The sequence below is a fragment of the Tsukamurella hominis genome, assembly GCF_965137015.1.
Taxonomy (GTDB): Bacteria; Actinomycetota; Actinomycetes; order Mycobacteriales; family Mycobacteriaceae; genus Tsukamurella; species Tsukamurella hominis.
On record NZ_CBCRZG010000005.1, the window covers coordinates 71,230 to 96,849 of the forward strand.

Annotated in this window: 27 protein-coding genes; 12 read left to right on the top strand and 15 right to left on the bottom strand. The window is 72.0% G+C overall.

The window, feature by feature from the left end; all coding sequences use genetic code 11:
• Positions 1 to 7: 7 nt before the first annotated feature.
• From ACM9LD_RS08750 to ACM9LD_RS08760, 3 genes are read right to left on the bottom strand one after another with little or no spacing between them, the layout of a single operon-like run.
• The gene (locus ACM9LD_RS08750) at positions 8 to 1,123 is read right to left on the bottom strand and encodes a histidinol-phosphate transaminase (protein ID WP_415676291.1); all 1,116 of its coding nucleotides are present in this window, start codon (positions 1,121 to 1,123) and stop codon (positions 8 to 10) included.
• Complete coding sequence (hisD, locus tag ACM9LD_RS08755) at positions 1,120 to 2,466, bottom strand: histidinol dehydrogenase (RefSeq protein WP_415676292.1); 1,347 nt, start codon at positions 2,464 to 2,466, stop codon at positions 1,120 to 1,122. Before hisD ends, ACM9LD_RS08750 begins: the two co-directional genes overlap by 4 nt.
• A gap of 9 nt (positions 2,467 to 2,475) precedes the next feature.
• Positions 2,476 to 3,081, bottom strand: coding sequence for a cysteine hydrolase family protein (locus ACM9LD_RS08760; RefSeq protein WP_415676493.1), 606 nt, complete (start codon positions 3,079 to 3,081; stop codon positions 2,476 to 2,478).
• A 124-nt stretch (positions 3,082 to 3,205) separates the two neighbouring features.
• Here ACM9LD_RS08760 and ACM9LD_RS08765 point away from each other — a divergent pair, with 124 nt between their 5' ends.
• Genes ACM9LD_RS08765 through ACM9LD_RS08775 form a run of 3 tightly spaced genes read left to right on the top strand, consistent with a single transcriptional unit; the run spans position 3,206 to position 4,764 of the window.
• Positions 3,206 to 3,919 carry a lysophospholipid acyltransferase family protein gene (locus ACM9LD_RS08765; protein ID WP_415676293.1) on the top strand — a complete coding sequence of 238 codons (714 nt, stop codon included), beginning with the start codon at positions 3,206 to 3,208 and terminating at the stop codon, positions 3,917 to 3,919.
• Positions 3,885 to 4,346, top strand: coding sequence for a helix-turn-helix transcriptional regulator (locus ACM9LD_RS08770; protein WP_415676294.1), 462 nt, complete (start codon positions 3,885 to 3,887; stop codon positions 4,344 to 4,346). The genes ACM9LD_RS08765 and ACM9LD_RS08770 overlap by 35 nt, the downstream gene beginning before the upstream one ends.
• 10 nt (positions 4,347 to 4,356) lie before the next feature.
• On the top strand, positions 4,357 to 4,764 hold the full coding sequence (locus tag ACM9LD_RS08775) for a VOC family protein (RefSeq protein ID WP_415676295.1): 408 nt from the start codon (positions 4,357 to 4,359) through the stop codon (positions 4,762 to 4,764).
• A gap of 1 nt (position 4,765) precedes the next feature.
• Here the strand turns inward: ACM9LD_RS08775 and ACM9LD_RS08780 are convergent, their stop codons facing one another.
• On the bottom strand, positions 4,766 to 5,830 hold the full coding sequence (locus ACM9LD_RS08780) for an NAD(P)-dependent alcohol dehydrogenase (protein WP_415676296.1): 1,065 nt from the start codon (positions 5,828 to 5,830) through the stop codon (positions 4,766 to 4,768).
• Between the two features lie 167 nt (positions 5,831 to 5,997).
• Between ACM9LD_RS08780 and ACM9LD_RS08785 the strand changes: the two genes are divergently transcribed.
• Positions 5,998 to 6,624: a DUF1345 domain-containing protein gene (locus ACM9LD_RS08785; protein ID WP_415676297.1), complete on the top strand. Its 627-nt coding sequence runs from the start codon at positions 5,998 to 6,000 to the stop codon at positions 6,622 to 6,624.
• Position 6,625: 1 nt separating this feature from the next.
• Here the strand turns inward: ACM9LD_RS08785 and ACM9LD_RS08790 are convergent, their stop codons facing one another.
• Both ACM9LD_RS08790 and ACM9LD_RS08795 read right to left on the bottom strand, forming a co-directional pair.
• Positions 6,626 to 7,762: a sensor histidine kinase gene (locus tag ACM9LD_RS08790; RefSeq protein WP_415676494.1), complete on the bottom strand. Its 1,137-nt coding sequence runs from the start codon at positions 7,760 to 7,762 to the stop codon at positions 6,626 to 6,628.
• Positions 7,762 to 8,448, bottom strand: a complete 687-nt coding sequence (locus tag ACM9LD_RS08795) for a response regulator transcription factor (protein WP_415676298.1) — start codon at positions 8,446 to 8,448, stop codon at positions 7,762 to 7,764. The genes ACM9LD_RS08790 and ACM9LD_RS08795 overlap by 1 nt, the downstream gene beginning before the upstream one ends.
• A gap of 165 nt (positions 8,449 to 8,613) precedes the next feature.
• Between ACM9LD_RS08795 and ACM9LD_RS08800 the strand changes: the two genes are divergently transcribed.
• Positions 8,614 to 9,087, top strand: coding sequence for a DM13 domain-containing protein (locus tag ACM9LD_RS08800; RefSeq protein ID WP_415676299.1), 474 nt, complete (start codon positions 8,614 to 8,616; stop codon positions 9,085 to 9,087).
• A complete protein-coding gene (locus tag ACM9LD_RS08805; protein WP_415676300.1) occupies positions 9,084 to 9,569 on the top strand; it encodes a hypothetical protein in 486 nt (161 codons plus the stop codon). The genes ACM9LD_RS08800 and ACM9LD_RS08805 overlap by 4 nt, the downstream gene beginning before the upstream one ends.
• Here the strand turns inward: ACM9LD_RS08805 and nadC are convergent.
• From nadC to nadA, 3 genes are read right to left on the bottom strand one after another with little or no spacing between them, the layout of a single operon-like run.
• Complete coding sequence (gene nadC / locus ACM9LD_RS08810) at positions 9,526 to 10,389, bottom strand: carboxylating nicotinate-nucleotide diphosphorylase (RefSeq protein WP_259143274.1); 864 nt, start codon at positions 10,387 to 10,389, stop codon at positions 9,526 to 9,528. The two genes, ACM9LD_RS08805 and nadC, sit on opposite strands and share 44 nt — an antisense overlap.
• On the bottom strand, positions 10,386 to 11,861 hold the full coding sequence (nadB, locus tag ACM9LD_RS08815) for an L-aspartate oxidase (protein WP_415676301.1): 1,476 nt from the start codon (positions 11,859 to 11,861) through the stop codon (positions 10,386 to 10,388). Before nadB ends, nadC begins: the two co-directional genes overlap by 4 nt.
• Positions 11,858 to 12,913, bottom strand: coding sequence for a quinolinate synthase NadA (gene nadA / locus ACM9LD_RS08820; protein WP_415676302.1), 1,056 nt, complete (start codon positions 12,911 to 12,913; stop codon positions 11,858 to 11,860). The genes nadB and nadA overlap by 4 nt, the downstream gene beginning before the upstream one ends.
• Positions 12,914 to 12,961: 48 nt before the next feature.
• On the opposite strand from nadA, the gene ACM9LD_RS08825 reads away from it, so the two are divergent.
• Positions 12,962 to 13,663 carry an NUDIX hydrolase gene (locus ACM9LD_RS08825; RefSeq protein WP_415676303.1) on the top strand — a complete coding sequence of 234 codons (702 nt, stop codon included), beginning with the start codon at positions 12,962 to 12,964 and terminating at the stop codon, positions 13,661 to 13,663.
• A 33-nt stretch (positions 13,664 to 13,696) separates the two neighbouring features.
• Here the strand turns inward: ACM9LD_RS08825 and ACM9LD_RS08830 are convergent, their stop codons facing one another.
• Positions 13,697 to 14,647, bottom strand: coding sequence for an acyl-ACP desaturase (locus ACM9LD_RS08830; protein ID WP_415676304.1), 951 nt, complete (start codon positions 14,645 to 14,647; stop codon positions 13,697 to 13,699).
• A 163-nt stretch (positions 14,648 to 14,810) separates the two neighbouring features.
• Between ACM9LD_RS08830 and ACM9LD_RS08835 the strand changes: the two genes are divergently transcribed.
• The 3 genes from ACM9LD_RS08835 to ACM9LD_RS08845 all read left to right on the top strand — a co-directional run bounded on the left by ACM9LD_RS08835 (position 14,811) and on the right by ACM9LD_RS08845 (position 17,410).
• Entirely contained in the window at positions 14,811 to 15,527 is a 717-nt protein-coding gene (locus ACM9LD_RS08835) for a hypothetical protein (RefSeq protein ID WP_415676305.1), read from the top strand.
• Between the two features lie 90 nt (positions 15,528 to 15,617).
• Positions 15,618 to 16,751 carry an LLM class flavin-dependent oxidoreductase gene (locus ACM9LD_RS08840; RefSeq protein ID WP_415676306.1) on the top strand — a complete coding sequence of 378 codons (1,134 nt, stop codon included), beginning with the start codon at positions 15,618 to 15,620 and terminating at the stop codon, positions 16,749 to 16,751.
• Positions 16,752 to 16,753: 2 nt separating this feature from the next.
• A complete protein-coding gene (locus ACM9LD_RS08845; protein WP_415676307.1) occupies positions 16,754 to 17,410 on the top strand; it encodes an FMN reductase in 657 nt (218 codons plus the stop codon).
• A 583-nt stretch (positions 17,411 to 17,993) separates the two neighbouring features.
• Here the strand turns inward: ACM9LD_RS08845 and bsaP are convergent.
• From bsaP to ACM9LD_RS08870, 5 genes are all read right to left on the bottom strand, one after another.
• On the bottom strand, positions 17,994 to 18,203 hold the full coding sequence (gene bsaP / locus ACM9LD_RS08850; RefSeq protein WP_336670717.1) for a biotin synthase auxiliary protein BsaP: 210 nt from the start codon (positions 18,201 to 18,203) through the stop codon (positions 17,994 to 17,996).
• Positions 18,204 to 18,208: 5 nt separating this feature from the next.
• Positions 18,209 to 19,216: a biotin synthase BioB gene (gene bioB / locus ACM9LD_RS08855; RefSeq protein WP_415676308.1), complete on the bottom strand. Its 1,008-nt coding sequence runs from the start codon at positions 19,214 to 19,216 to the stop codon at positions 18,209 to 18,211.
• 118 nt (positions 19,217 to 19,334) lie between these two features.
• A complete protein-coding gene (gene bioD / locus ACM9LD_RS08860) occupies positions 19,335 to 20,039 on the bottom strand; it encodes a dethiobiotin synthase (protein WP_415676309.1) in 705 nt (234 codons plus the stop codon).
• Positions 20,036 to 21,193 carry an 8-amino-7-oxononanoate synthase gene (locus ACM9LD_RS08865; protein WP_415676310.1) on the bottom strand — a complete coding sequence of 386 codons (1,158 nt, stop codon included), beginning with the start codon at positions 21,191 to 21,193 and terminating at the stop codon, positions 20,036 to 20,038. The genes bioD and ACM9LD_RS08865 overlap by 4 nt, the downstream gene beginning before the upstream one ends.
• A 4-nt stretch (positions 21,194 to 21,197) precedes the next feature.
• The gene (locus ACM9LD_RS08870) at positions 21,198 to 22,469 is read right to left on the bottom strand and encodes an adenosylmethionine--8-amino-7-oxononanoate transaminase (RefSeq protein ID WP_415676311.1); all 1,272 of its coding nucleotides are present in this window, start codon (positions 22,467 to 22,469) and stop codon (positions 21,198 to 21,200) included.
• A 95-nt stretch (positions 22,470 to 22,564) separates the two neighbouring features.
• Between ACM9LD_RS08870 and treY the strand changes: the two genes are divergently transcribed.
• The gene (treY, locus tag ACM9LD_RS08875; protein WP_415676312.1) at positions 22,565 to 24,901 is read left to right on the top strand and encodes a malto-oligosyltrehalose synthase; all 2,337 of its coding nucleotides are present in this window, start codon (positions 22,565 to 22,567) and stop codon (positions 24,899 to 24,901) included.
• Between the two features lie 34 nt (positions 24,902 to 24,935).
• Entirely contained in the window at positions 24,936 to 25,613 is a 678-nt protein-coding gene (locus ACM9LD_RS08880; RefSeq protein ID WP_415676313.1) for a hypothetical protein, read from the top strand.
• The last annotated feature ends 7 nt before the right edge of the window (positions 25,614 to 25,620 follow it).

Genomic DNA, 25,620 nt, shown 5'->3' on the forward strand with positions numbered 1-25,620 from the left:
CGGTCACTCACTTCTTCTCGGGCGCCAGCTTCTCGCTGATCGCGAGGAAGGCGTCGTTCTCGTGGTCCAGCCCCACCGACACGCGCAGGTGCCCCGGGATGTGCATGTCGCGCACCAGGACCCCGCCGTCGAGGTAGGTGCGCCAGGCGGCCGCCTCATCGGCGAAGCCGCCGTACAGGATGAAGTTGGCGTGCGACTCGATCACGTCGTAACCGAGCTCCCGCAGCCGCGCGGAGATCCGGTCGCGCTCGGCCGACAGGTGCGCCACCGATGCCAGCGTCTCCGCGCGGTGGTCGATCGCCGCGATCGCCGCGGCCTGCGTGAACACCGAGAGGTGGTATGGCAGGCGGACGAGCTGGATCGCGCCGACGATCGCCGGCGCGGCCACCAGGTAGCCCACGCGTCCGCCCGCGAAGGCGAAGGCCTTGCTCATGGTCCGGCTCACGATGAGCTTCTCGCCGAAGCGGTCCAGGAGTCGCACCGCCGACGGCCCCGCGCTGAACTCGCCGTACGCCTCGTCGACGATCACGATGCCCGGCGCAGCCTCGATCAGCCGGATCAGGTCGTCCTCGGCGATGAGGTGCCCGGTCGGGTTGTTCGGGTTGGTGAGGAACAGCACGTCGGGACGCAGCTCGTCGATGGCACCGACGGCGTAGTCGAGGTCGAGCCCGAAGTCGGCCGTGCGCTTGCCCGGGATCCAGTGCGTATCGGTGCCGTCCGAGATGATCGGGTGCATCGAGTAGCTGGGCACGAACCCCATCGCGGTGCGCCCGGGCCCGCCGAACACCTGCAGCACCTGCTGCAGGATCTCGTTGGAGCCGTTGGCCGCCCACACGTTCTGCGGCCCGACGACGGTGCCGGTGCGCTCGGTCACGTACTCCGCCAGCCGATTCCGCAGGGCCGCAAGATCGCGGTCCGGGTACCGGTTCATCGAGGCGGCCGCGTCACCGACCGCTTTGGCGATGTCGGCGACGAGCGCCGGGCTCGGCGGGTGCGGATTCTCGTTCGTGTTCATCGCGGCCGCCACGGGCAGCTGCGGCGCACCGTAGGGCTCCTTGCCGCGCAACGTGTCCCGGATGGGCAGCTGGTCGAGGCTCACCGCCTCACCGGGCAGCGGGTTCACGCGGGGCCGCCCTTCAGCGACTCGAACCGCAGCCGCACGGCCTCGCCGTGCGCCGGGAGGTCCTCCGAGTTCGCGAGCGTGATGACGGTGCCGGCGATGTCCTTGAGCGCGGCCTCGTCGTACTCGACGACGTGCACGCCGCGCAGGAAGGTCTGCACCGACAGGCCCGAGCTGTGCCGCGCGCAGCCCGCCGTCGGGAGCACGTGGTTGCTGCCCGCGGCGTAGTCCCCCAGGCTGACGGGCGAGTGCGGGCCGACGAAGATCGCGCCGGCGGCGCGCACCCGGCCCGCGACCTCGCGGGCATCGGCTGTCTGGATCTCCAGGTGCTCAGCGGCGTAGGCGTTGACCACCGCGAGGCCCTCGTCGATCCCGTCCACCAGCACGGTGCCGGACTGCGGGCCGCGCAGAGCCGTGTCCACCCGCTCGCGGTGCCGGGTGATCTCGAGCTGGGCCGTCAGCGCCTCGTCGACCCGGTCCGCGAGCTCCGGCGAGGTGGTGACCAGCACCGACGCCGCCATGACGTCGTGTTCGGCCTGGCTGATGAGGTCGGCCGCGACGTGCACGGGATCGGCGGTGTGGTCGGCGAGGATCGCGATCTCGGTCGGGCCGGCCTCCGCATCGATGCCGACCAGGCCGCGGCACAGTCGCTTCGCGGCGGTGACGTAGATGTTGCCCGGACCGGTGATGAGGTCGACGGGGGCCAGCTCGGCGCCGTCGAGATCCGTGCCGCCGTGCGCGGCGAGGGCGATGCCCTGCGCGCCTCCGACCGCCCACACCTCGTCGACGCCGAGCAGCGCGCACGCGGCCAGGATGGTGGGGTGGGGCAGCCCGCCGAAGTCCTTCTGCGCGGGCGAGAGCACCACGAGCGAGCCGACGCCGGCGATCTGCGCGGGTACGACGTTCATCACGACGGACGACGGGTAGACGGCGTTGCCGCCGGGCACGTACAGGCCGACGCGGTCGACGGGGATCCAGCGCTCGGTGACGGTGCCCCCGGGCACGACCTCGGTGACGGTGTCGACGCGCCTCTGGTCGGCGTGCACGGTGCGGACCCGGCCGATCGCCGTCTCCAGCGCCTCGCGGATCGCGGGGTCGAGCTCGGCGAGCGACCGCTCCAGCGCCGCAGCGGGAACCCGGACGGTGGCCGGGCGGGCACCGTCGAACCTCTCGCCGAACTCGAGGGCGGCCTCCGCGCCGCGCTCGGCGACCGCGTCGACGATGGGCCGCACCTGCGGGACCACCGCATCGACGTCGGTGCCGCCGCGCGGGAGCGCCGCACGCAGCTCGGCGAGCGACGGGCGACGACCGCGCAGGTCGAGACGGCTCAGCTGCAGATCAGACATGGCCCCATTCTATGGGTCCGGCGCCACCGGGTTTCCGGCCAGGGCATCGACCACGTCCGCGGTCGTCAGCACCTCGACGCCGATCAGGCGCAGGTCGTCGAGCCGCTGGTCCGTGGCCTGCGACGTCGCGTCGGCGACCACCGCCGCGCGGTAGTCGCGCTCCGAGGCGTCGAACAGCGTCGCCCGCGGGCAGTTGGGGAGGTTGCACCCGGCCACGATCACCGTGTCGACGCCGAGATCGCGGAGGTGTTCGTCGAGCTCGGTCCGGTGGAACGCCGACCATCGCGGCTTGAACAGCACCGCCTCCGCGTCGCCCACACTCTGCACCGCCCCCGACAGGAGGAGCGCATGGTCGAGCGGGACACCCAACAGGGCCGCGGGGACCTCGGACCCCGCGCTGCCCGGCGCCGCGATCCGGGCACCCGCCTCCACCGCGGACCGTCGGACGGGGTCGACGTCCGAGCCCCCGGGCACGTACAGGCGGACCACGTGGACGACGGGGCGGCCCGCGTCGCGGAAGGCCCGGGCGAGGCGCGCCATCGCCGGCAGCAGCTCCGCAGTGCCCGCGATCGGCGTCGCTCCGTCGACGAAGTCGTTCTGCACGTCGATGAGCACCAGAGCGGACCGATCCCAGTGGGGCGCCGTGTAGTCGGTCGCGGATGTGGAGGCCGTCACAGGTTCATCGTGCCCTACCGCTTCGCCTCCCGGCGACACCTGACGGTCCGGTAAGTTGTCCGCCATGGCTGAGACCAACCACGGGGACCAGGGCCTCCTGTACTGGCTGATCAAGCACGTGTCGGTGGGACCGACGATCCGGCTCGTGAACCGGCCGACCGTCGAGGGCCTGGAGAACATCCCGTCCGAGGGACCGGCGCTCATCGCCGGCAACCACCTGTCGATCGCCGACTGGCTGTTCGTGCCCCTGGTGGTGCCGCGCCGGATCTCCTACCTCGCGAAGAGCGACTACTTCACCGCTCCCGGCGTCTCGGGCAAGCTGCAGAAGTTCTTCTACACCCAGACGGGACAGGTGCCGATCGACCGCTCGGGCGGCGACGCCGCGACCGCCGCGCTGAACACCGCCAAGAAGCTGCTCGACGAGGGCCGCCTGGTCGGCATGTACCCCGAGGGCACCCGCTCCCCCGACGGCCGGCTCTACCGCGGGCGCACCGGCCTGGTCCGGATCGCCTTCGAGGCGAACGTGCCGATCATCCCCGTCGGCGTCATCGGCACCGACAAGGTCTCGCCCCCCGGTCCGTTCAGCTGGCATGCCGAGCGGGTGCAGGTGAAGTTCGCCAAGCCGATCGAGCCGATCGAGTACGACATCCCGTCGGATCCCGACGAGCGGCACAAGCTCGAACGGTCGGTCACCGACCGGCTCATGCAGGAGATCCAGGCGCTCACCGGGCAGGAGTACGTGGATGAGTACGCCAAGAAGTGGCGCCCGGAGTCCTGATCCGGCGCAGCGGGCGCGCGACCTGGCGGTGCTGCGCCGGGTGCGCGACCGCATCGACCGCGAGTTCGCGCAGCCGCTCGACGTCGAGGAGCTGGCCCGCGGCGCGCACATGTCCGCGGGGCACCTGAGCCGCGAGTTCAAGCGCGTCTACGGCGAATCGCCGTACTCGTACCTCATGACCCGCCGGATCGAGCGGGCGATGATGCTGCTGCGCCGCGGCGACGTCTCGGTGACCGACGCCTGCTTCGCGGTGGGCTGCTCGTCCCTCGGCACGTTCAGCACGCGGTTCACCGAGCTCGTCGGCGTTCCGCCGAGCGTCTACAAGCGCGACCACAGCGCCGCCGCTGAGGGCATTCCCGCGTGCCTCGCCCGCCAGGTGATGCGACCGGTCAGGAATCGAGAAGCACCGCACGCCCCGCCGCAATAACGTGGGCCGCATGAACCTCACGATCTCGCTCGCGTACCTGCCCCACACCGACGCCGAGGCCGCCCTCGGCTTCTACCGCGACCTCCTCGGCTTCGAGGTGCGCAAGGACGTCGGCTACCAGGACCTGCGCTGGCTCACCGTCGGACCGGCGGGCCAGCCGCAGACGTCGATCCTGCTGCACCCGCCGGCCATGGACCCCGGCGTCACCGACGACGAGCGGCAGACGGTGCTCGACCTCATCGCCAAGGGCGCCTACACCGCGGGCACCCTGTCCACCGACGACCTGGACGGCCTGTTCGAGCGCGTCGCCGGCGCGGGCGCGGACGTGGTGCAGGAGCCGATGGACCAGGACTACGGCGTGCGCGACTGCGCCTTCCGCGACCCGGCGGGCAACCTGATCCGGATCAATCAGCTCTGAATCAGACCGTGGTGGGCGCCTCGATCGTCGCGGTGTCGATCACGAAGCGGTACCGCACGTCCGAGGCGATCACGCGCTCGTAGGCCTCGTTGATCTGATCGGCCGAGATCAGCTCGATCTCGGAGCCGATGCCGTGCTCGGCGCAGAAGTCGAGCATCTCCTGGGTCTGGGCGATCCCGCCGATCATCGAGCCGGCGAAGGAGCGCCGGTTGCGCGTCAGGTCGAAGACGTTGACCGGGACCGGGTGCTCCGGCAGGCCGACCTCGACGAGCGTGCCGTCGACGGCCAGCATCCCGAAGTACGGGTGCATGTCGAGGTTCGCGGAGACGGTGTTGATGATGACGTCGAACCTGTTGCGCAGCACCTTGAAGGTGTCGGGATCGGAGGTCGCGTAGTAGTGCTGCGCGCCGAGGCGAAGCCCGTCCTCCATCTTCTTCAGCGACTGGCTGAGCACGGTGACCTCGGCGCCCATCGCCGCGGCGAGCTTCACGCCCATGTGGCCGAGGCCGCCGAGTCCGATGATCGCGACCTTGCTGCCGGGGCCGACGTTCCAGTGCCGCAGCGGGCTGAACAGCGTGATCCCGGCGCACAGCAGCGGCGCGGCGGCGGCGTAGTCGATGCTCTCGGGCACCCGGAGCACGTAGTTCTCGTCGACGACGATGCCCGTCGAGTAGCCGCCCTGCGTGGGCAGGCCGTCGCGGCCCTTCGCGTTGTAGGTGCCGACCATGCCGCGCTCGCAGTACTGCTCCTCGCCCCGCAGGCACGCCGCGCACTCGCGGCAGGAGTCCACGAAGCAGCCCACACCCACTCGGTCGCCCACCGCGAACTTCGTGACCTCGGAGCCGACGGCCGTGACCTCGCCGGCGATCTCATGGCCGGGCACCACGGGGTACCGGGCGGGGCCCCACTCGCTGCGGACCGTGTGGATGTCGCTGTGGCAAATGCCCGCGTAGCGGACGGCGATCTGCACGTCGTGCGGCCCGGGATCGCGGCGCTCGATCGTCATCGGCTCGAGCGGCTCGGTTGCGGATACGGCTCCATATGCGTTCACGATCATGCTTTCCATTGTGCGCCCCGTCCGCATTCGACGCCGCCCGGCCCCGGTACCCCGCCGGATTCTCCGCGCGGGCTACGGAAGTCGCGATCGGGTGCTTAGATCACCCCATGTCGAACGATGCGACTGCAACCGGTTCAGAAAGCAGCCGGCCGGCCGTGGCGCGGCGTCGGGCCGCCGTGGCCAGGATCCGGGCCACCGTGATGATCCTGGTGGGCGGCGGGGTCGCCGCCGCAGTGGGCCTGCTCGACTCGTGGCGCCACGCGCCCGCAGCGGGGTGGGCGGCAGCGGCGGGGATCTACGTGGTGTGGGTATGGCTCACGATCTCGCCGATGGACGCGGAGACCACCGCGGCGCATTCCACGGAGGAGGATCCGCAACGGCGGCTGGGAAACTTCCTCACCATGACCTGCGCGCTCGCGAGCCTGATCGCGGTGGCGATCGTCATGGCGGACGCGCACGCGGCGACGCCGAACGGCAGGCTCGCGCTGGGCGGCCTCGCACTGAGCACCACGATCCTGTCCTGGCTGATGATGCACCTACTCTTCACGCTGCGGTACGCGCAGACCTACTACGACACCCCGCCGCCCGGCGGGATCGACTTCAACCAGACCCAGCCGCCGCGGTACACCGACTTCGCGTACATCTCGCTGTCCTTCGGCACGGCCTACTGCGTCTCGGACACCGCGATCACCTCGAGCGCCGTCCGAGCGGAGACCCTGCGACACACCCTGCTCTCCTTCGTCTTCGCGAACGGCATTCTGGCGACCACGATCAACCTGGTCGTGAGCCTGGCGAGCGGCTGAGTCAGCCGCCGGCCACCGGCAGGGTCAGGTCCAGCCGGAAGCCCGCGTCGGTGCTCCGCGCGGCGACGGTGCCGCCGTGCGCCTCGACGATGCCACGGACGATCGCGAGCCCCAGGCCGGCGCCCGACGGCGCACCGTCGGCCTCGCCGGAACGGGCGGCGTCGGCGCGCCAACCCACGTCGAACATCCGCCCCAGGTCCTCGGCGGCCACACCCGGGCCCCGGTCGATGACGCTGAGCACCAGGCGCTCGTCGACGCGGTCGGCCCGTACCACCACCTCGCTGTTCTCGGGCGCGTGCCGCAGGCTGTTGGCGAGCAGGTTGCCGATGACGCGGGTGAGCTCCCGCGGATCGACGTGCACGAGATGCCCGTCGATGCCGTCCTGCGCGATCGTGATCCCGCGCCGCTCGGCCTCGGCGCGACAGTCCGCGACCGCGTCGCTGATCAGGTCGAGCAGGACCACCGGCTCGGGATGGATCTGCAGGGTCCCGGTCTGCAGTTTCGAGAGCTCGAAGAGGTCGGCGATCATCGCGTTGAGCGTCTCCACCTTGCCGCGGAGCGCGGCGAGGTAGGCGGCGCGATCGGGCGCCGTGCCCTCGTCGAGTGCCTCCGCGAGGGCCCGCACGCCCGCGAGCGGCGTCCGCAGGTCGTGCGAGATCCAGGCGAAGAACTGGCGGCGGGCGGCGTCCAGCTCGGCCACGCGGGCCCGGGACTCCTCGAGGCGCCGCGAGGTCTCGGCGAGCTCGGCCGAGACCGCATCGAGCTCGGCGAGCCCCGTGCGGGTGGGCTCGACCACGTCGCCGTCGCCGACCCGTCGGGTCGCCGTGCGCAAAGCGTCGATCGACGAACCGACGGCGCGCCCCACGACGAAGGGCGTCGCGATCACGCTGAACACCGCGGACGTGCCGATCACCCACAGCAGCACCGTGAGGTCGTGCCGCGACAGGTACATCTGCAGCGCGATCGCGAGAGTGGACGCCACCACCGAGACCAGGGCGCCCGCGATCGCGACCGCCGCCCGGACGCCGATGCTCGCGCGGCGGCTCAGCCGGAGCACGCCGAGCGTGACGAGGGTGACGACGACCGTCACCGCCAGCGCGGTCGCCGCGATCTGCGCGAGCGCGGCACCGTCGAGCATCATCGGTCCCACCCGAATCGATACCCGGCGCCCCACTCCGTCCGCAGGTGTGCGGGATTGCGCGGGTCCTCCTCGATCTTCTCGCGCAGGCGGCGCACGTGCACCGTCACCGTCGACGGATCGCCGAAGCCCCAACGCCACACCTCGCGCAGGATCTCGTCGCGGCTGATCACCCGGTCCGGGTTCCGCGCGAGGTAGAGCAGCAGCTCGTACTCCCGCGTGGTCAGCGGGATCTCGCGGCCCGAGACCCACACCCGGCGGTGCGCGGCGTCGATGCGGAACGGCCCCGCCTCGAAGACCAGGCCGGCCTCGGACGGCGCGCTGCGGCGCAGTTGGGCGTTGACGCGTAGCTGCAGTTCGCGGAGGGAGAAGGGCTTCGCGAGGTAGTCGTCGGCGCCGCTCTCCAGCCCGTCGATGCGGTTGTCCACGCCGTCGAGCGCCGTCAGCATGATGATCGGCACCGCGGAGACCTCGCGGATCCGCCGGCACAGCTCGTCGCCGCCCAGGCCCGGGAGCATGCGGTCGAGCACCAGCAGGTCGGGCCGGTCGACCTGGAAGGCCTCCCATGCCTGTGCGCCGTCGCGGTGCTGCGCGACGAGGCACCCGGCCAGCCGCAGGTGGTCGGCGACGACGGTGCGGACCGCCGGATCGTCCTCGACGACCATCACCCGTGCTCCCTCGTGCATGCGTCCGAGCGTAGGCGCGGCGGTCGCGAGCGCGCCGTTCCTTACGGAACTGAAAGGTGCCCTTACGGCGCTGACACTCTCCTTCTCCCGGCCCGCGGCCGGCGTTTGACTCGATCACGAGCCGGCGCCCGAGCCGCAGGCCCCGTCCCGAGAAGGAGTCTCATCATGCGCGCTTCCCACCTCACCGGTGCCGCCGCCACCGTCGCCCTGGGTCTGGCCCTGACCGCGTGCGGCGGTGCGAAGGACATGTCGGCCGAGCCGATGTCCAGCACTGCGGCCCCGATGTCGATGTCCATGCCGATGTCGATGCCCATGTCCGCGCCGTCGACCGCGGCCGTCACGGGGATGTTCGCCGGGCTCAACGGCAAGAACGTCGCGGGCACCGCGACGATCACGGGCGGCACCGTCGAGCTCGCGGGGTTCTCCTCGGACGAGGGGCCGGACCTGCACCTGTACCTGACGAAGGGCACCACCGAGGCCGATGTGAAGGGCGGCGTCCGCCTGGGCGCGATCGCCTACGACAAGGCCGCGCAGCGATTCACGCTCCCCGAGGGCGTCGCGGCCGCCGACTACACGCACCTCGTCGTGCACTGCGACAAGGCGCTCGCCGTCTTCGGCGCCGCGCAGCTCGGGCGATGACCCTGTTCGCGGTCCGGGCGGCGACGGTGACCGTGGTCGCCGCCAGGACGGCCCTCGGCCTCGCCTGGCTGCACGAGGGGTACCTCAAGTACCACGCCGGTTTCGGCCGGAGCGACATCCTCCTGGTGGTCGGCAGCGCGACCGGCAATCCCCGGGTGCCGGGCGCGTTCGCCTGGTTCGCCACCGAGGTCATGAGCCGCTTCGCCACGGCGTTCGGAATCCTGGTACCCCTCACCGAAGTCGCCCTGGGCATTGCCGCGCTGATCGGCCTCCTGCCGCGGGCGACGGCCTTCGTCGCGACCGGACTGCTCGGCTTCTACTGGGCCGCAGACCAACTGGTCGTGCAGTACCCGGCCATGGTTGTGCTCGCGGCGACCGTCCTCGCCGGCGGCGAGCTGGCCCGCCGCTGGTCGTCGGCCACGGCGCTGGGCGATCGGCTCAGAGGTCGAGGCCGAGGTCGAGCGCCCGCACCGAGTGCGTGAGCGCGCCGACGGCCAGATAGTCGACCCCGGTCCGGGCGTAGTCCGCCGCGACGTCGAGGGAGAGCCCGCCCGACGACTCCAGCTTGGTGCGCGGCGCGAGCTTCTTGCGGCGCTGCACCGCGGACTGCGTCATCCACAGCGGCATGTTGTCGAGCAGCACGAGGTCGACGCCGAGCGCGAAGGCCTCCTCGAGCTGGTCGAGCGAGTCCACCTCCACCTCGAGCGGGACGCCGGGCGCGCGGCGCCGCACGGCCTCGATCGCGGCCGTCACGGAACCCGCGGCGACGACGTGATTGTCCTTGATGAGCGCCTCGTCGCCGAGGCCCATCCGGTGATTCACTCCCCCGCCCGCGCGGACGGCGTACTTCTGCAGCGCGCGCAGGCCGGGGAGCGTTTTGCGGCTGTCGCGGATCTTCGCGCCGGTGCCCTCGACCTCCGCGACCCAGGCGGCAGTCGCGGTCGCGATGCCGGAGAGGTGGGTGACGATGTTGAGCAGAGTGCGCTCCGCCGTCAGGAGGGCGAGCGTCGGGCCCTCGATGGCCATCGCCACATCGCCGGGCGCGATGACGGTGCCGTCGGCGATCTTCGCGGGTACCCGGTAGTTGCCGGGGCCGACCACCTCGTCGAGCACCCATTCCGCGACGGGGATGCCGGCCAGCACCCCGTGCTCGCGGCTGATGACCTTGGCGAGCGTGGTCGCGCCCGCGGGCACGGTGGCCTCGCTGGTCACGTCCGGGCCGTAGCGGAGGTCCTCGTCGAGGGCGGTGCGGATGAGTCGCACCACCTCGGCGCGGTCGGGCTCCAGCGTCAGCTCGGTCACGGACGTACCTCCACTACCTCGGTCACGGATTCCTGCCTGGCCAGGGCCTGCCCCGCCATCCGCCGGGCGACCGCGGTCAGCACGGCGTCCTCCCGGTCCCGGGACGATACCGCGGGGGCGTCGGCGACGAAGCCGGGATCGGCCAGCAGTTCGGTCAGGCCGGTCAGCCCGTCGACGGTGCGCCGGACGCCGCAGTACCGGGTCATGGAGTCCTGCAGGGCGTCCCGCTCCGCACGGGCGTGGGGCGGCGCGACCTCGCGGACGGGGCCGCCCGGCAGCGCGGGCGCGGACTGCGCGGCCGTCGCGACCCGCAGCCCCATCACGAGGGCTTCGAGCAGGCTGTTGGAAGCAAGGCGATTCGCGCCGTGCAAGCCGGTACGGGCCACCTCGCCCGCGGCGTAGAGGCCGGGGACGCCGGTCGCGCCGTGCAGGTCGGTGACCACGCCGCCGCACAGGTAGTGCGCGCCCGGGACCACCGGGATGAGGTCGGTCTGCGGGTCGAGGCCCGCGGCGCGGACGGCCTCGGTCACCGTCGGGAAACGGTGCGCCACATCGCGGATCATCGTCGCGTCCAGGTAGACGCACGGCGCCGCCGTGCGCTCCATCGCGTCGGTCACGGCGCGGGCCACGACGTCGCGGGGCGCGAGGTCCCCCATCGGGTGCACGCCGTCCATGACGGCGTCGCCGTTCGCGTCGACGAGGTGCGCCCCCTCGCCGCGGACGGCCTCGGAGATCAGGGGCCGGCGGCCCCGGGCACCCGGCGTGTAGAGCATCGTCGGATGGAACTGCACGAACTCGAGCTCGCGGACGTCGGCGCCCGCCGCCTCGGCCAGGGCGATGCCGTCGCCGGTGGCGCCCAACGGGTTGGTGGTGCTCGAGAACAGGTGTCCGGCACCGCCGGTCGCGAGCAGGACGGTCCGCCCGAAGGCGTCGCCCTCGGCCGTCCGGACCCCGACGACGCGGTCACCCTCAGCGAGCAGCGCGTACGCCTGGGCGGGGCGCGCGGTAAGGGTGGGACGGGTCTTCGCGGCGGCGGTGAGGGCGCGCTGCACCTCGGCGCCGGTGGCGTCGCCGCCGGCGTGGATGATCCGCGAGACGGTGTGGCCGCCCTCGCGCGTGCGCTTGAGGCGACCGTCGGCCCGGCGGTCGAACTCTGCGCCCCAGCTGATCAGCCGGTCCACCGCGGCGGGCCCGTCGGCGAGGATCGACCGCGTCGCCACGACGTCCACGAGCGGGCCGCCGGCCCCGACGGTGTCGGCGACGTGCCGGTCGATCGAGTCGTCCGGATCGGACGGGTCGACGACCGCGATCCCGCCCTGCGCGTAGGCCGTCGAGGTCGACGGCGCGCCCCCGGTCGAGGGCTTGAACAGCACCGTGACCGTCAGCCCCGCGTCGGCGGCGGCGACGGCGGCGGTCAGGCCGGCGACGCCCGCTCCGACGACGAGCAGGTCCGCGACGGCGGCGGTGGTCATTCCCCGCCGCCGGGCTGCCCGATCCCGATCATGCGCGTCACGGCCTTGCGGCCGGCGTCCGCCATCGCGGCGTCGACGAAGACCTCGTCCTTGCCCTCGACCAGGCAGCGCAGCAGGGCCGCCGGGGTGATCATCTTCATGTACTTGCAGGAGGCGCGGTCGTTGACGGCCCGGAACTCGACGCCGGGGGCGGCCATCCGCAGCTGGTGCAGCATGCCCACCTCCGTGGCAACGAGGACCTCCTTGGCACCCGTCGCGCGGGCAGCGTCGAGCATGCCGCCGGTGGAGAGGATCTTCACCCGGTCGTCCGGGACCGCGCCCTCGCCCGCCAAGTACAGCGCGGAGGTGGCGCAGCCGCACTCCGGGTGCACGTAGAGATCGGCGTCCGGGTGCGCCTTGGCCTGCGCGGCCAACTCGTCACCGTTGATGCCGGCGTGCACGTGGCACTCGCCCGCCCAGATGTGCATGTTCTGCCGACCCGTGACGCGCTTGACGTGCGCGCCGAGGAACTGATCGGGCAGGAACAGGATCTCGGTGTCCTCGGGGATCGACTGCACCACCTCGACGGCGTTCGACGACGTGCAGCAGATGTCGGTGAGGGCCTTCACCTCGGCGGTCGTGTTCACGTAGGAGACCACGACGGCGCCGGGGTGCTCGTCCTTCCACTCCTGCAGCTCGACGGCCTTGATGGAGTCGGCCAGGGAGCAGCCGGCGCGCTGGTCCGGGATCAGCACGGTCTTCTCGGGGCTGAGGATCTTCGCGGTCTCGGCCATGAAGTGGACGCCGCAGAAGACGATCGTCGAGGTGGAGACGTCTGCGGCGATCCGGGACAGGGCGAGCGAGTCGCCGACGAAGTCCGCGACGTCCTGGATCGCGGGCAGCTCGTAGTTGTGGGCGAGGATCGTGGCGTCGCGGAGCTTCGCGAGACGCTTGACCTCGGCGGCCCACTCCCGGTCGCCGTCGACGCCGGTGTACATGCCACCGCCCTCGACGATCCGCTCGAAGAGCGGCGAGCTGAATTCCGTGGTGGTGGCGGACGTGGCTGTGGTCATCTCGCCTCCCTTTCTCGATCCGATGATTTATCGACCTATGATCGATATATGGCCGATGCTAGCACCGCTCCCGCGTACCACGTCGCACACGAAGTCCTTTCCGTCGTGTTCCGCGTGAGCGAGGGCACCGTCGAGGTCCTGCTGTGGCAGCGCGCCCTGGCCCCCGACCAGGGCGCATGGTCGCTGCCGGGCGGCCTCCTCGACGCCCGCGAGGACCTCCCGACCAGCGCGCGCCGGCTGCTCGCGGAGAAGGTCGACCTCACCGAGGTGGCGCACCTGGAGCAGTTCGCCGAGTTCTCGGATCCGCACCGGGTGCCGGCGAGCGAACACGCGGACCGCACGCTGGCCTCGACCTTCCTCGGCCTCGTCCGGTCGGGCACCGACCCGCGCCTCCCGGACGACACGACGTGGCACCCCGTCGAGGCGCTCCCGACGATGGCCTTCGACCACGCCGCGATGGTGCACCGCGCCCGCGCCCGGCTCGCGGCGCGGCTGTCCTACTCGAACATCGGGTTCGCGCTCGCCCCGCGCGCCTTCCCCGTCTCCCAGCTGCGCGACATCTACGTCGCAGTCCTCGGGTACCCGGTGGATTCGACCAACCTGCTCCGGATCCTGTCTCGGCGCTCGGTGATCACCGCGACCGGCGAGACCGGCCAGGCGACCCGCGGCCGCCCGCCGGCGCTGTACCGCTTCACCGACTCCTACCTGCGGATCACCGACGAGTTCGCGACGCTGCGCCCGCCGGGCTGACGGGCGTGCGGCGCACCGTCGAACCCCACGACGTCAGGCGGACTGGCGCTCGGCCCGCGCGCGCTCGCGCTCGACGGCGCGCGCCCGGCTCTCCTCGAACCGCACGACGTCCGCCTCCAGCTTCTCCAGGTAGCGCCCGAGCTCATCGCGGTACTGCTCGCCGGCGGCCGAGACGTCGTTCCGGTCGAACAGGCCCCAGACCTTGAAGATCGGCCGGAGCACGTCGTCGAGGTGCTGGCGCAGGTCGTAGATGCCGTGCTTGACCATGAGCACGCCGTTGCGCCGGAAGTCTGGCTTGCCCTCGCCCGGCATGACGAAGTTCGTGGTGACCTTGGCGATCGACTTCAGCACCTGGTCGGGCGCGATCTCCAAGGCAGCTGCGGTCAGGTTCCGGTAGAAGATCATGTGCAGGTTCTCGTCGGTGGCGATCCGCTTGAGCAGCGCGTCGGCGACCGGCTCGTCGCAGACCCGCGCCGTCTGCCGGTGACTGATGCGGGTCGCGAGTTCCTGGATGGTCACGTAGACGACCTGGTCGAGGACGCCGCCGTATTCGTCCGGCGCCTCCACGCCGAGCTCGAGGTGCGTCATGCGGTCCCGCTCGAGTTTCACCGGATCGACGGAGCGCGTGACGAGCAGGTAGTCGCGGAGGGCGATGCTGTGCCGGTTCTCCTCCGCGGTCCACCGGCCCACCCACGTGCCCCAGGCACCGTCGAGGGAGAAGTTGTCGGCGATGGTGCGGTGGTACGACGGCAGGTTGTCCTCGGTGAGCAGGTTGGTGATCATCGCGACGCGCGCCACCTCGGACAGCGGCGACTGCGCGAGCTCCCAGTCGGTGCCGCCCAACGCGGCGAAGTTCCTGCCGTCGTCCCACGGCACGTAGTCGTGGGGACTCCAGTCCTTCGCCACGCCCAGGTGGCGGTCGATGTTCTCGCCCACCACGGGTTCGAGTTCGGTCAGCAGTTGCAGGTCGGTGAGTGTCGACATGTTCAGCGCCTCGGTCGGGAACGGACGAATCCGATGGTAGGACGCCGATCCCGGTTCTCGCAGGAAGAATTGCGGTACGAAAGCAAGGATCTCGGCGCAGCCCGCACGACCGGGAGCTCGCGATCGCAACCACGGCGGGCCCGGTCGTGATTACGATCCGCGTGTGAGCGATGCGGAGACCGACGACGCCGCGCAGGACCGGGCGATCGCCAAGAAGCTGGCGGACGCGACGGACGCGCGGATCGTGCGCACCCTCGGCACCGGGGCGAGCGTGGCCGTACTGTTCGTCGTACTGCGCCTCCTGGTCGTCTCGGAATGGGACTGGCGCGTCGCCTCCCGCATCATGGCCGTGACGGACGTCAACAGTGCCCTGACGATCGTGCTCGGGACCCTCATGAGCGACCCCGAGTTCACGAGCGTCCTGGTGATGATTCTGCTACCGCTCTCGGCGGTGCGCCTGGTGTGGCGGATGCACACCGAATCTCCCACGAGCACCTGGTCGGCACTCCTCGTGGCGGTGCTCGCGACGGCGTGCATCGCCCTCACCGTCACCTACGGCTACGTCTGGGTCCCGATCGGTGCCGCCGCGATCACGCTGGCGATCCTGGCGGTCAAGCGCTGGTCCGCCGAGGGGATCAGCGGCCGGACCGTGGACTTCGCCGTCCGCGAAGTGGGCTCCATCGCCGCCATTGCGGTGCTGCTGCTCGCCGCGGTCGAGCGCACCCCCTGGTCGCCGGCCGAGCGCCTCCACACGAAGACGGGCGTCGTCACCGCTCACGTCCTGAAGGTCGAATCCGGCTTCCTCACCGCCCTCACCGAATCCGACCGCGAGGTGCTCATCCTCAACTCGTCCGATGTGCTGCGCCGCGAGCCGCTCTGACCTGGCGATCCACCCCGAGGAACATAATCGGACCGCAGTCCGTTACAGTTCTCGAAGGGTCCGACAGGGACCCGATCGGGAAGGATGGACATGCAGTTCGGAATCTTCAGCGTCGGCGACGTCACCACGGATCCGACCACCGGCACCACCGTCAGCGAGCACGAGCGCATCGAGGCGATGACGAAGATCGCGCTCAAGGCCGAGGAGGTCGGCCTCGACGTCTTCGCCACGGGCGAGCACCACAACCCGCCGTTCGTACCCAGCTCCCCCACCACCCTGTTGGGCTGGATCGCGGCCAAGACGCAGAATCTCACGCTCAGCACCGCGACCACGCTCATCACCACCAACGACCCGGTGAAGATCGCCGAGGACTACGCGATGCTCCAGCACCTCGCCGGGGGCCGCGTCGACCTCACCCTGGGCCGCGGCAACACGGGTCCGGTGTACCCGTGGTTCGGCAAGGACATCCGCCAGGGCATCCCGCTGGCCATCGAGAACTACCACCTGCTGCGACGGCTGTGGCGCGAGCCCGTCGTCGACTGGGAGGGCCAGTTCCGCACGCCCCTGCAGAGCTACACCTCGACGCCGGCGCCGCTCGACGGCACGCCGCCCTTCGTGTGGCACGGTTCGATCCGTTCGCCCGAGATCGCCGAGCAGGCCGCCTTCTACGGCGACGGCTTCTTCCACAACAACATCTTCTGGAACAAGGAGCACACCGAGCAGATGGTGCGCCTGTACCGGCAGCGCTACGAGCACTACGGCCACGGCTCCGCCGACCAGGCGATCGTGGGCCTCGGCGGTCAGGTCTTCATGGCCGAGACCGAGGCCGAGGCGAAGCGCCGCTTCCGCCCGTACTTCGACAACGCACCCGTCTACGGCCACGGCCCGTCGCTGGAGGACTTCGAGCAGATGACCCCGCTCACGGTGGGCACGCCCGAGCAGGTGATCGAGAAGACCCTCGGCTTCGCGGACTTCGCCGGCGACTACCAGCGCCAGCTGTTCCTGCTCGATCACGCCGGCCTCCCGCTGGACCAGGTTCTCGAGCAGGTGGAGATCCTCGGCACGCAGGTGGTGCCGGTGCTCCGCAAGGAGTTCGAGCTCCGTCGACCGGCGCACGTCCCGTCGGACCCGCCGAGCCACGCCTCGCTCGTCGCCGCCGGCCCGGACTCGCCGCACCACCTGGTGCTGCCCGCCCAGGACCTCGTCGCCACGAAGGAGGCCTGACCGTGCCCCGCTCACTCGCCGTCGTATCGGCCGGCGTGTCCGAGCCGTCGTCGACCCGCCTGCTGGCGGATCAGCTGGCCGACGCCACGCGGGCCGCGGTGTCGGCCCGCGGTGAGGCGGTCGACGTGACCGTCATCGAGGTGCGCGAGCTCGCCCGCGATCTCGCCACGGTCATGACGACGGGCGTCCCCACGCCCGCGCTCAGCGCGGCGAAGGACGCGATCGCCGCCGCGGACGGCCTGATCGCCGTGTCGCCCGTGTTCACCGCGAGCTACAGCGGGCTGTTCAAGATGTTCTTCGACGCCCTGGACCCCGACGCCCTGACCGGCGTCCCGGTGCTCGTCGCGGCGACCGCGGGCACGTCTCGCCACTCACTGGTCCTCGACCACGCGTTGCGCCCGCTGTTCAGCTACCTGCGCGCGCAGATCCTCCCGACCGGCGTCTTCGCCGCGACCGAGGACTTCGGCTCCGCCGAGCTCGCGACCCGGATCTCACGGGCCGGGGCGGAGCTCGCCGGCGCGCTGGTCCAGGCCGACGGTGCCGTGGCCGGCTTCGGCGGACCGTCGGACCTCGGCGCGCCCAGGCGCTCCGGCAAGGCCCTCGACCTGGGCCCCGTCGCCGACTTCGCGGACCTGCTCCGCGGGCACACCGGCGACTGACTCCTCCGGGAGCCGGCCGACCAGGGCGGACACGGTGCACCACAGGGCGGCGAACGCCGGCCACACGAGGACGAGCACCCACGAGGCGAGGTCGCCGAGCCGTCCGCCGGAGTGATCGGCGAGGGCGAAGACGTTCGCACCGTCGAGCCGGATCGACGGCGCCGCGGTGAAGTCCAGACCCGGCTCCCCCGGCCCGGCGAACCGCGCGTCGACGACGGCCTGACCGAGTGGCGTCGCGACCAGCACCGCGAACGCCGCTGCGGTCAGCGTGACCGCCACGCCCCGGGGAGTGCGCCGTCGCCCGACGAAGACCAGCGCCCCGGTGAGCAGCCCGCCGACCGCCGACACGGCGACGAACAGGACCGTCGCGAAGAAGATGTTGTCGAGCTGGCCCTCGCGCCAGATGACGCCCGACCGGGTGAGCACGCCGCGGACGCCCGGAACAGTGAGGCCCCAGACCAGCCCGGCGGCCGCGCCGAGGACGGCGGCGATCACGGCCGGCACCACGACGTCCGACGCGATCCGGGGCGGGGCTGCAGTAGTCATCGGCACGCAGCCTAGCGAGCGGGCCTGTGAACGCGGATCAGCGTTCGCCGCTCGACGAGTCGAACTCGCCGTGCCGCGAGCAGCGCGCGGTCCAGCCGTGCGGGCTGACCTGGACGATCATCCTGCGCGCGCAGTAGGTGCAGTAGCGCGGCGGCTCCAGCCCGAGGAGCGCCGCAGCGAAAACGGGCGCCCCCTCGGCGAGCGGCTTGCCGGTGTACACGTCGTACACCGGCTCCTTGTCGGCCATGACGGTCACAGGGTGTCGTTCAGGGCCTTGATCGGCATCTTGAGCTCGCCGAGCAGGTCGAGGTCGGTCTCGGCCGGGCGGCCGAGCGTGGTGAGGTAGTTGCCCACGATCACGGCGTTGATGCCGCCGAGGATGCCCTTCTCCGCACCGAGATCGCCGAGCGTGATCTCGCGCCCGCCCGCGAAGCGCAGGATCGTGCGCGGCAGCGCGAGCCGGAAGGCGGCGACGGACTTGAGCGCCTCGTTCGGCTCCAGGACGTCGAGGTCGCCGAACGGCGTTCCCGGGCGCGGGTTGAGGAAGTTGAGCGGCACCTCGTCGGGATCCAGTTCGGCGAGGTTCGCGGCGAACTCGGCGCGCTGCTCCAGCGTCTCGCCCATGCCCAGGATGCCGCCGCAGCAGACCTCCATGCCGGCCTCGCGGACCATCTGGAGAGTTCCCCACCGCTCCTCCCACGAATGGGTGGTCACGACGTTCGGGAAATGCGACTTCGAGGTCTCGAGGTTGTGGTTGTAGCGGTGCACGCCCATCGCCTTGAGCTCGTCGACCTGCTCCTGGGTGAGCATGCCGAGGCTGCAGGCGATCTGGATGTCGACCTCGTTGCGGATCGCCTCGATGCCGGCGGCCACCTGGCTCATGAGGCGCTTGTCCGGGCCGCGCACGGCCGCCACGATGCAGAACTCGGTCGCACCGGTCTTCGCGGTCTGCTTCGCGGCCTCGACCAGCGACGGGATGTCGATCCAGGCGGAACGCACCGGCGACTCGAACAGTCCCGACTGGCTGCAGAAGTGGCAATCCTCGGGGCAGCCGCCGGTCTTGAGGCTGATGATGCCCTCGACCTCGACCTCCGGGCCGCACCACTTCATGCGCACCTCGTGCGCGAGCTGCAGCACGTCGTCGAGCTTCTCGTCGGGCAGCTGCAGCACGGCCAGCACCTGCTCCTGGCTGAGCCCTTCGCCGCGCTCGAGCACCTGCTCGCGCGCGACCTCGATGATGTCGGCCAGGACCCCGGTCATGTGATCTCCCTCGTCGGCTGTGGTCGGTCGGCTGTGGTTTGCGACACCTAGGGCGCCGCGGCTACCGAGCACTGTACAGCGTTCAATTCATGAACAGTGTTCAAGGGCCCGCGCGGCGTCACCGGAGCCCATCGAGCCATGTCCCGTCGAACCACGAGCGCGCGGCCGCGGCGAAGCCCTGCGGCGGGAGAGCGACGGCGCCGTCAGGAATCCGGCCGACGATCGGCACGCCCGTGACCTCGGGGAGGTCAACGAGGTTGCACCGCTCCGCCAGGCCGGGCGCCTCGGGCCAGCGGGAGAGCACGATCCCCGCGCAGGCGACGCCGCCGACCTGAAGCGCGCGGACGGTGAGCTCGGTGTGGTTGAGGGTGCCGAGCGCCGGGTCGGCGACCACGAGTACGGGCGCCGCGAGGTCGGCGGCGAGGTCGACGAGCGTGAACGGCGTTCGAGAACCGTCCTCCCCGAGGCGCACGAGAACGCCGCCCGCGCCCTCGACCAGGACGGCCCCCTCGGCCCTCCGGACGACGGCCGCCGCCTCGCCGCGCCCGAGCGGCGGCAGGCCCGCCCGACGGGCGGCGGTCAGCGGCGCGAGGGGCTCGGGGTACCGCAGATGTTCGACCGTGACCGCGCCCGGCGCGAGGCGCGCGACCTCGGCGGCATCGGAGAGCTGGCCGTCCTCGTCGCGCTCGGCGCCGTCGGCGAAGCCGGTCTGGGCGGGCTTGACGACGGTGACCGGCCCGCTCGGCAGCAGCGCGGCGGCCAGCGCCGCCGTCGCGACGGTCTTGCCGACGCCGGTCGACGTGCCGGTGACGCAGAGGATCACGCGACGGCCCGTCGGATCGCGGCGACGGCGGTCGCCACCTCGGCGTCCGTGAGATCGGCGCGCACGGTGATCCGCAGGCGGGAGGTGCCCTCCGGGACCGACGGCGGCCGGAAACAGCCGACGTGCACCCCCTGCGCCGCGCAGGCGTCCCGGGCTGCGACGGCCCGCTCGGGCTCGCCGAGGACGAGCGAGACCACCGCCGAGGTGGGCTCGGGCGCGCCGATCCCGGCGGCCACGGCGCTGGCCCGGTCGAGGACCCGGCCGGCGAGCGCGGGCTCGGCGCGCAGCTCCGCGAGGGCGGCGTCCGCAGCGGCCACCGCCGCCGGGGCGAGGCCGGTGTCGAAGATGAAGGGCCGCGCGGCGTCGATCAGGTGCGCGCGCACCCGCTCGGGGCCGACGACGACGCCGCCCTGGGAGCCGAGGGCCTTGGACATGGTCGCGGTGATGACCAGGTCGGGCGCGCCGGCGAGGCCGAGCTCGTGGACCAGGCCGCGGCCGCCGTCGCCGCGGACGCCCAGTCCGTGAGCCTCGTCGACCACGAGGACCGCGCCGTGCGCGCGGGTCGCGGCGTGCAGCTCGGCGACGGGTGCCAGCGTTCCGTCGGCGCTGTAGACCGAGTCGGTGAGCACGATCGCCCGCTCCTCGGCACGATCCGCGAGGGCTTCTCGAACGGCGTTCACGTCACCCCGCGGGGTCACGACGATGCGAGCCCGGGTGAGCCGGCAGGCGTCGACGAGGGAGGCGTGCGAGCCGCCGTCGGAGACGACCAGGGCGCCGCGTCCGGCGAGGGCGGTGACGACACCGAGGTTGGCGAGGTAGCCGGAGGAGAAGCACAGGGCGGCCTCCGCGCCGAGGAAGTCCGCCAGATTGCGCTCGAACTGCTCGTGCAGCTCCGTCGTGCCGGTGACCAGGCGCGATCCGGTGGACCCGGCGCCCCAGACGCGGAGCGCATCGGCGGCGGCGTCGAGCACGCGGGGGTGGCGGCTGAGGCCGAGGTAGTCGTTGGACGCCAGATCGAGGCCGGGTTCGCCGGGTCGGCGCGCGCGGAGCGACCGCCGCAGACCCGCCTCCGCGCGGTCGGCGGCGTAGCCGTCGAGCCACCCGAGCGCATCCACTTGAACACCCCGGCGAGCCGGGAGTTGAACACCGTTCATGCCCTCACTGTAGCGCCGCGCGCACCGCGGCTGAGACCCCTCCGCAGATCGTCGCGACGTCGGCGGGCGAACTGATGAAGGGCGGCATCGTGTAGACGAGGTCCCGGAAGGGGCGTAGCCACACGCCCGCGGCGACGCATCCGTCCGTCGCGGCGGCCATGTCGACGGGCCGGTCCACCTGCACGACGCCGATCGCGCCGAGCACCCGGACGTCCACGACGCCGGGCAGCTCGCGCAGCGGCGCGAGTCCCTCCCGCAGCCCCCGTTCGATCTCGGCGACCCGAGCGGCCCAGTCCTGGGTGAGCAGCAGCTCCGTGCTCGCGACCGCGATGGCGCACGCCAGTGGGTTCCCCATGAACGTGGGGCCGTGCATCAGCGCGCCCTGGTCCGAGTTCGAGATGGTGAGCGCCACCTCGTCGGTGCACAGCATCGCGGCGAGGGTCAGGTAGCCGCCGGTCAGGGCCTTGCCGACACAGAGGATGTCCGGGGTGATCCCGGCGGCGTCGCAGGCGAAGAGGGTGCCGGTGCGGCCGAAGCCGGTGGCGATCTCGTCGCAGATGAGTAGCACTCCGTGCCGCCGGGTGATCTCGCGCAGCGCGGCGACGTAGGCGGGCGGGTGGAAACGCATGCCGCCGGCGCCCTGGACGACCGGCTCGATGATGACGGCGGCCAGCTCGTGGGCGTGCTCGGCCACCGAGCGATCCAGCTCGGCGACGTAGGCCTCGTCGTACTCGGCGGGCGGCGCGGGCGCGAAGACCTGTGTGGCGAGGACGTCGCTCCACAGCGAGTGCATGCCGCCGTCGGGGTCGCAGACGCTCATCGGGGTGAAGGTGTCCCCGTGGTAGCCGCCGCGCCAGGTGAGCAGGCGGTTGCGGCCGGCGACGCCGCGGGCGCGCCAGTACTGCAGCGCCGTCTTCACCGCGACCTCGATGGAGACGGAGCCGCTGTCGGCGAGGAAGACGCGATCGAGGCCGTCGGGCGTGATCCGCACCAGCAGTTCGCCGAGCCGGGCGGCGCTCTCGTGGGTGAGGCCGCCGAACATGACGTGCGACATCGTGTCGATCTGCGCCTTGGCGGCGGCGTCGAGGACGGGGTTGCGGTAGCCGTGGATCGCAGCCCACCAGGAGCTCATCCCGTCGACGACCCGCGTCCCGTCGCCGAGGGTCAGGTGCACGCCCTCCGCGGACGTGACGACCCGCGCCCCCGCGCCGCCGACGGCGCTGTAGGGGTGCCACAGCGTCCGGTTGTCCAGGGCGAGGATCTCGTCGGGCGTCATGTCGGGCCACGTTAGCGGTGCCCCGCGCGGCGTCGTCATCCGCCGGGCGGGTGTTGCGGCCCGGCGGAGGGCGCCGCTGGTGGCATGATCGGCGCATGGCTTCCGGCGTCCCGCGCCCCGTCGGCGCGACCTACCGCCTCCAGCTGGGCCCGTCGTTCACCTTCGGCGACGCCGCCCGCCGCGTGCCCTACCTGGCCGATCTCGGCGTGACGCACCTCTACCTCTCCCCCGTGCTCGAGGCCGTCCGCGGCTCCACGCACGGCTACGACGTCACCGATCCGACGACGGTCCGCGCGGAGCTCGGCGGGCGCAAGGGCCTGGAGAAGCTCGCCGACGCGGCCCATGTGGACGGCCTCGGGCTCGTGATCGACATCGTCCCCAACCACCTCGGAGTGGCGCGCCCGGAACAGAACCCGTGGTGGTGGGACGTGCTCAAGAACGGCCGGAAGTCTGCGTTCGCGCACTACTTCGACATCGACTGGGACCCGCGCAACGGCGCCGGCGGCAAGCTCGCCCTCCCCGTCCTCGGCTCCGAGGCCGACGCCGCGGCGCTCACCGTCGACCGGTCGGGTCCCGAGCCGGTGCTGCGCTACCACGATCGGGTCTTCCCGGTCGGCCGCGAGGTCGGCGGCGGCGACCCCGAGCGGGTCCATTACGCGCAGCCCTACCGGCTGGTCCCGTGGGACGCCCCGATCCGGTCCTACCGTCGCTTCTTCACGGTCGACGACCTGGCCGCGGTCCGCGTCGAGGATCCCGAGGTCTTCGCCGCGACGCACACCGAGATCGGTTCCTGGTTCGCGGACGGCATCGCCGACGGCCTGCGCGTCGACCACCCCGACGGGCTGGCCGATCCGGTCCGCTACCTGCGGAGGCTGCGCGAGCTCGCAGGCCCCGGCGCGTGGATCGTGATCGAGAAGATCCTGGAGTCGGACGAACCCCTCGACCCGATCCTCCCGGTCGCGGGCACCACGGGCTACGACGCGCTCCGGGAGCTGGGTCATGCGCTGCTCGCCCCGGCCGGGGCGCCGGGCCTGAGCGCGCTCCACGAGTGCTGGACCGGGGACGACGGTGCCGTCCGCTGGAACTCGGGCGCGACGCTCCGTCTCCGGGACGAGCTGGCGGCCCGGGACCTGCGCCCGGAATTCCTGCGCCTGGCCCGGGCGATTCGCGTCGAAACCGGGACGGCCGTCCCGATCGACAACCTCGCCGACGCCGCCCTGTTCTGGATGAACGAGATCCCCTACTACCGCGACGACTACCCCGTGCTCAGCCCGCAGGCCGAGGCCGTCCGGTCGCGTCTTCTCGGCGCCGCCGGACCCGAGACCTCGGCCGAGCATCGGGCGATCGAGGCGGTGGCCACGGCGATCGACCGCGGCGCGGAGAGCGCGGCCCGCTTCGCGCAGCTCACCGGCGCACTGACGGCGAAGTCGCTCGAGGACACCGCCTTCTACCGCTCCGCGCGCCTGATCTCGCTGCAGGAGGTGGGCGGCGCACCGTCGGACATCGGGCCGAGCGATCCGCACCCGGCCCTCGCCCGCCGCGCCGCGGAGTGGCCCGCGGCGATGACGACGCTCTCGACCCACGACACCAAGCGCGGCGAGGACGTGCGTGCCCGGATCGGCGTGCTGAGCCAGTGCCCGGACGACTGGGCGGCGTTCGTCGACCGCTCGATGCCCCTGCTCCCCTCACCGCCCGATCCGATGACGGGCCTGTTCCTCCTGCAGACCGCGTTCGGGGTCTGGCCGGAGGACGGCGCGATCACCGACGCGCTGCGGGCGCGCCTGCACGCGTACGCCGAGAAGGCGATGCGGGAGGGGCGGATCGGCACGTCGTGGACCGCGCCCGACGGTGCCTTCGAGGCGGCCGGGCACGCCTTCCTCGACGCGTTGTTCGACGGTGCCGCCGGCGCAACGATGACGGACCTCGCCGACGCGCTCGCTCCGCACGGCCGGTCGGACGCGCTCGCGCAGAAGCTCCTGCAGCTCGCCGGACCGGGCGTACCGGACGTCTACCAGGGCACGGAACGGTGGGAGGACTCGCTCGTCGACCCGGACAACCGGCGCCCCGTCGACTGGGAGGCCACCGACGACGCCCACCCCAAGCAGCGGCTCGTCCGCGCCGCGCTGCGGCTGCGGCGCGAGCGCCCGGACAGTTTCGTCGGGGGCACCTACTCCCCCGTTCTCGCCGACGGGCCCGCCGCGGATCACCTGGTCGGCTTCCGCCGCGGGCCGGACGGTGGGGTCCCCGATGTCGCCGCGCTCGCGACGCGGCGCTCCCTAGGCCTGGAACGCTCCGGGGGCTGGCGCGACACGCGGGTGGACCTCGGCGAGTCGGCGTGGACGGACCGCCTGACAGGGCAGTTCGTCACAGGTCGGGTGCACCTCGCCGAGCTCTTCCTCGAACATCCTGTCGCGCTCCTGGTGCGCGATTAGAAAACTTGTCAGTGGGTCCGAGCACACTCGGGGCATGAACAGCGAAACCCCGCGGCCGGTCTCCACGGCACTCGCCCAGTCCGCCACCGCGCGCACCGGTGTCAGCGGCAACCGCATCCGCGCGTCCTCGCTGGCGCGCGTGGCCGAATCGCTGCGCGACCACGGCCTGGCAGCCGACCTACTGCCCACCGGGCGTCTGGTCACGGTCTCCGGCACGTCGCGCCTCACCGCGCAGATGGTGCCCGGCGGCGCCATCGAGGTGCGGGCCCAGCGGGAGGGCCGCAACTCCATCCTGGGACTGCTCGAGGATGCGGAGGAGGTCGCGCACCTGCTGATCCGGTGCGCCGGCATGGCGTCGGCCTGGGAGCTCACCGCCGACATCCATGATCGGCTGATCCTCGCCGGTGACCGCACGGTGCTCAGCGAGGTGCCGATGAGCGACACACTGTACGTCCGGCTCGGCGAACGCACGTTCGCGGAGGTCTTCGCGGAGGACGCGAGCGCGTGCCTCGGGGAACCGGCGGTGGTCACGCTCACCACGCACGTGTGCACCCATTCCCTGGACGAGGTGTGGCGGTTCCGTTCCCTCGATCAGCACGACTACCGCGCCATCGGGTGCATCACCGGGGGCCGGCACGAGACGGCGGAGTCGGCGCTCGCGGCGATCGAGCGGCACCGCGCCCGCACCACGGAGTGGGAGAGCCTGCATTGACGCTATC

Excerpts from the sequence above, each read along its gene's own strand:
- hisD (WP_415676292.1), bottom strand. The coding sequence starts at position 2,466 with ATGTCTGATCTGCAGCTGAGCCGTCTCGACCTGCGCGGTCGTCGCCCG.
- ACM9LD_RS08765 (WP_415676293.1), top strand. The coding sequence starts at position 3,206 with ATGGCTGAGACCAACCACGGGGACCAGGGCCTCCTGTACTGGCTGATC.
- ACM9LD_RS08770 (WP_415676294.1), top strand. The coding sequence starts at position 3,885 with ATGAGTACGCCAAGAAGTGGCGCCCGGAGTCCTGATCCGGCGCAGCGG.
- ACM9LD_RS08775 (WP_415676295.1), top strand. The coding sequence starts at position 4,357 with ATGAACCTCACGATCTCGCTCGCGTACCTGCCCCACACCGACGCCGAG.
- ACM9LD_RS08780 (WP_415676296.1), bottom strand. The coding sequence starts at position 5,830 with ATGGAAAGCATGATCGTGAACGCATATGGAGCCGTATCCGCAACCGAG.
- ACM9LD_RS08790 (WP_415676494.1), bottom strand. The coding sequence starts at position 7,762 with ATGCTCGACGGTGCCGCGCTCGCGCAGATCGCGGCGACCGCGCTGGCG.
- ACM9LD_RS08795 (WP_415676298.1), bottom strand. The coding sequence starts at position 8,448 with ATGCACGAGGGAGCACGGGTGATGGTCGTCGAGGACGATCCGGCGGTC.
- ACM9LD_RS08800 (WP_415676299.1), top strand. The coding sequence starts at position 8,614 with ATGCGCGCTTCCCACCTCACCGGTGCCGCCGCCACCGTCGCCCTGGGT.
- ACM9LD_RS08805 (WP_415676300.1), top strand. The coding sequence starts at position 9,084 with ATGACCCTGTTCGCGGTCCGGGCGGCGACGGTGACCGTGGTCGCCGCC.
- nadB (WP_415676301.1), bottom strand. The coding sequence starts at position 11,861 with ATGACCACCGCCGCCGTCGCGGACCTGCTCGTCGTCGGAGCGGGCGTC.
- nadA (WP_415676302.1), bottom strand. The coding sequence starts at position 12,913 with ATGACCACAGCCACGTCCGCCACCACCACGGAATTCAGCTCGCCGCTC.
- ACM9LD_RS08825 (WP_415676303.1), top strand. The coding sequence starts at position 12,962 with ATGGCCGATGCTAGCACCGCTCCCGCGTACCACGTCGCACACGAAGTC.
- ACM9LD_RS08830 (WP_415676304.1), bottom strand. The coding sequence starts at position 14,647 with ATGTCGACACTCACCGACCTGCAACTGCTGACCGAACTCGAACCCGTG.
- ACM9LD_RS08840 (WP_415676306.1), top strand. The coding sequence starts at position 15,618 with ATGCAGTTCGGAATCTTCAGCGTCGGCGACGTCACCACGGATCCGACC.
- bsaP (WP_336670717.1), bottom strand. The coding sequence starts at position 18,203 with ATGGCCGACAAGGAGCCGGTGTACGACGTGTACACCGGCAAGCCGCTC.
- bioB (WP_415676308.1), bottom strand. The coding sequence starts at position 19,216 with ATGACCGGGGTCCTGGCCGACATCATCGAGGTCGCGCGCGAGCAGGTG.
- ACM9LD_RS08865 (WP_415676310.1), bottom strand. The coding sequence starts at position 21,193 with ATGAACGGTGTTCAACTCCCGGCTCGCCGGGGTGTTCAAGTGGATGCG.
- ACM9LD_RS08870 (WP_415676311.1), bottom strand. The coding sequence starts at position 22,469 with ATGACGCCCGACGAGATCCTCGCCCTGGACAACCGGACGCTGTGGCAC.
- treY (WP_415676312.1), top strand. The coding sequence starts at position 22,565 with ATGGCTTCCGGCGTCCCGCGCCCCGTCGGCGCGACCTACCGCCTCCAG.
- ACM9LD_RS08880 (WP_415676313.1), top strand. The coding sequence starts at position 24,936 with ATGAACAGCGAAACCCCGCGGCCGGTCTCCACGGCACTCGCCCAGTCC.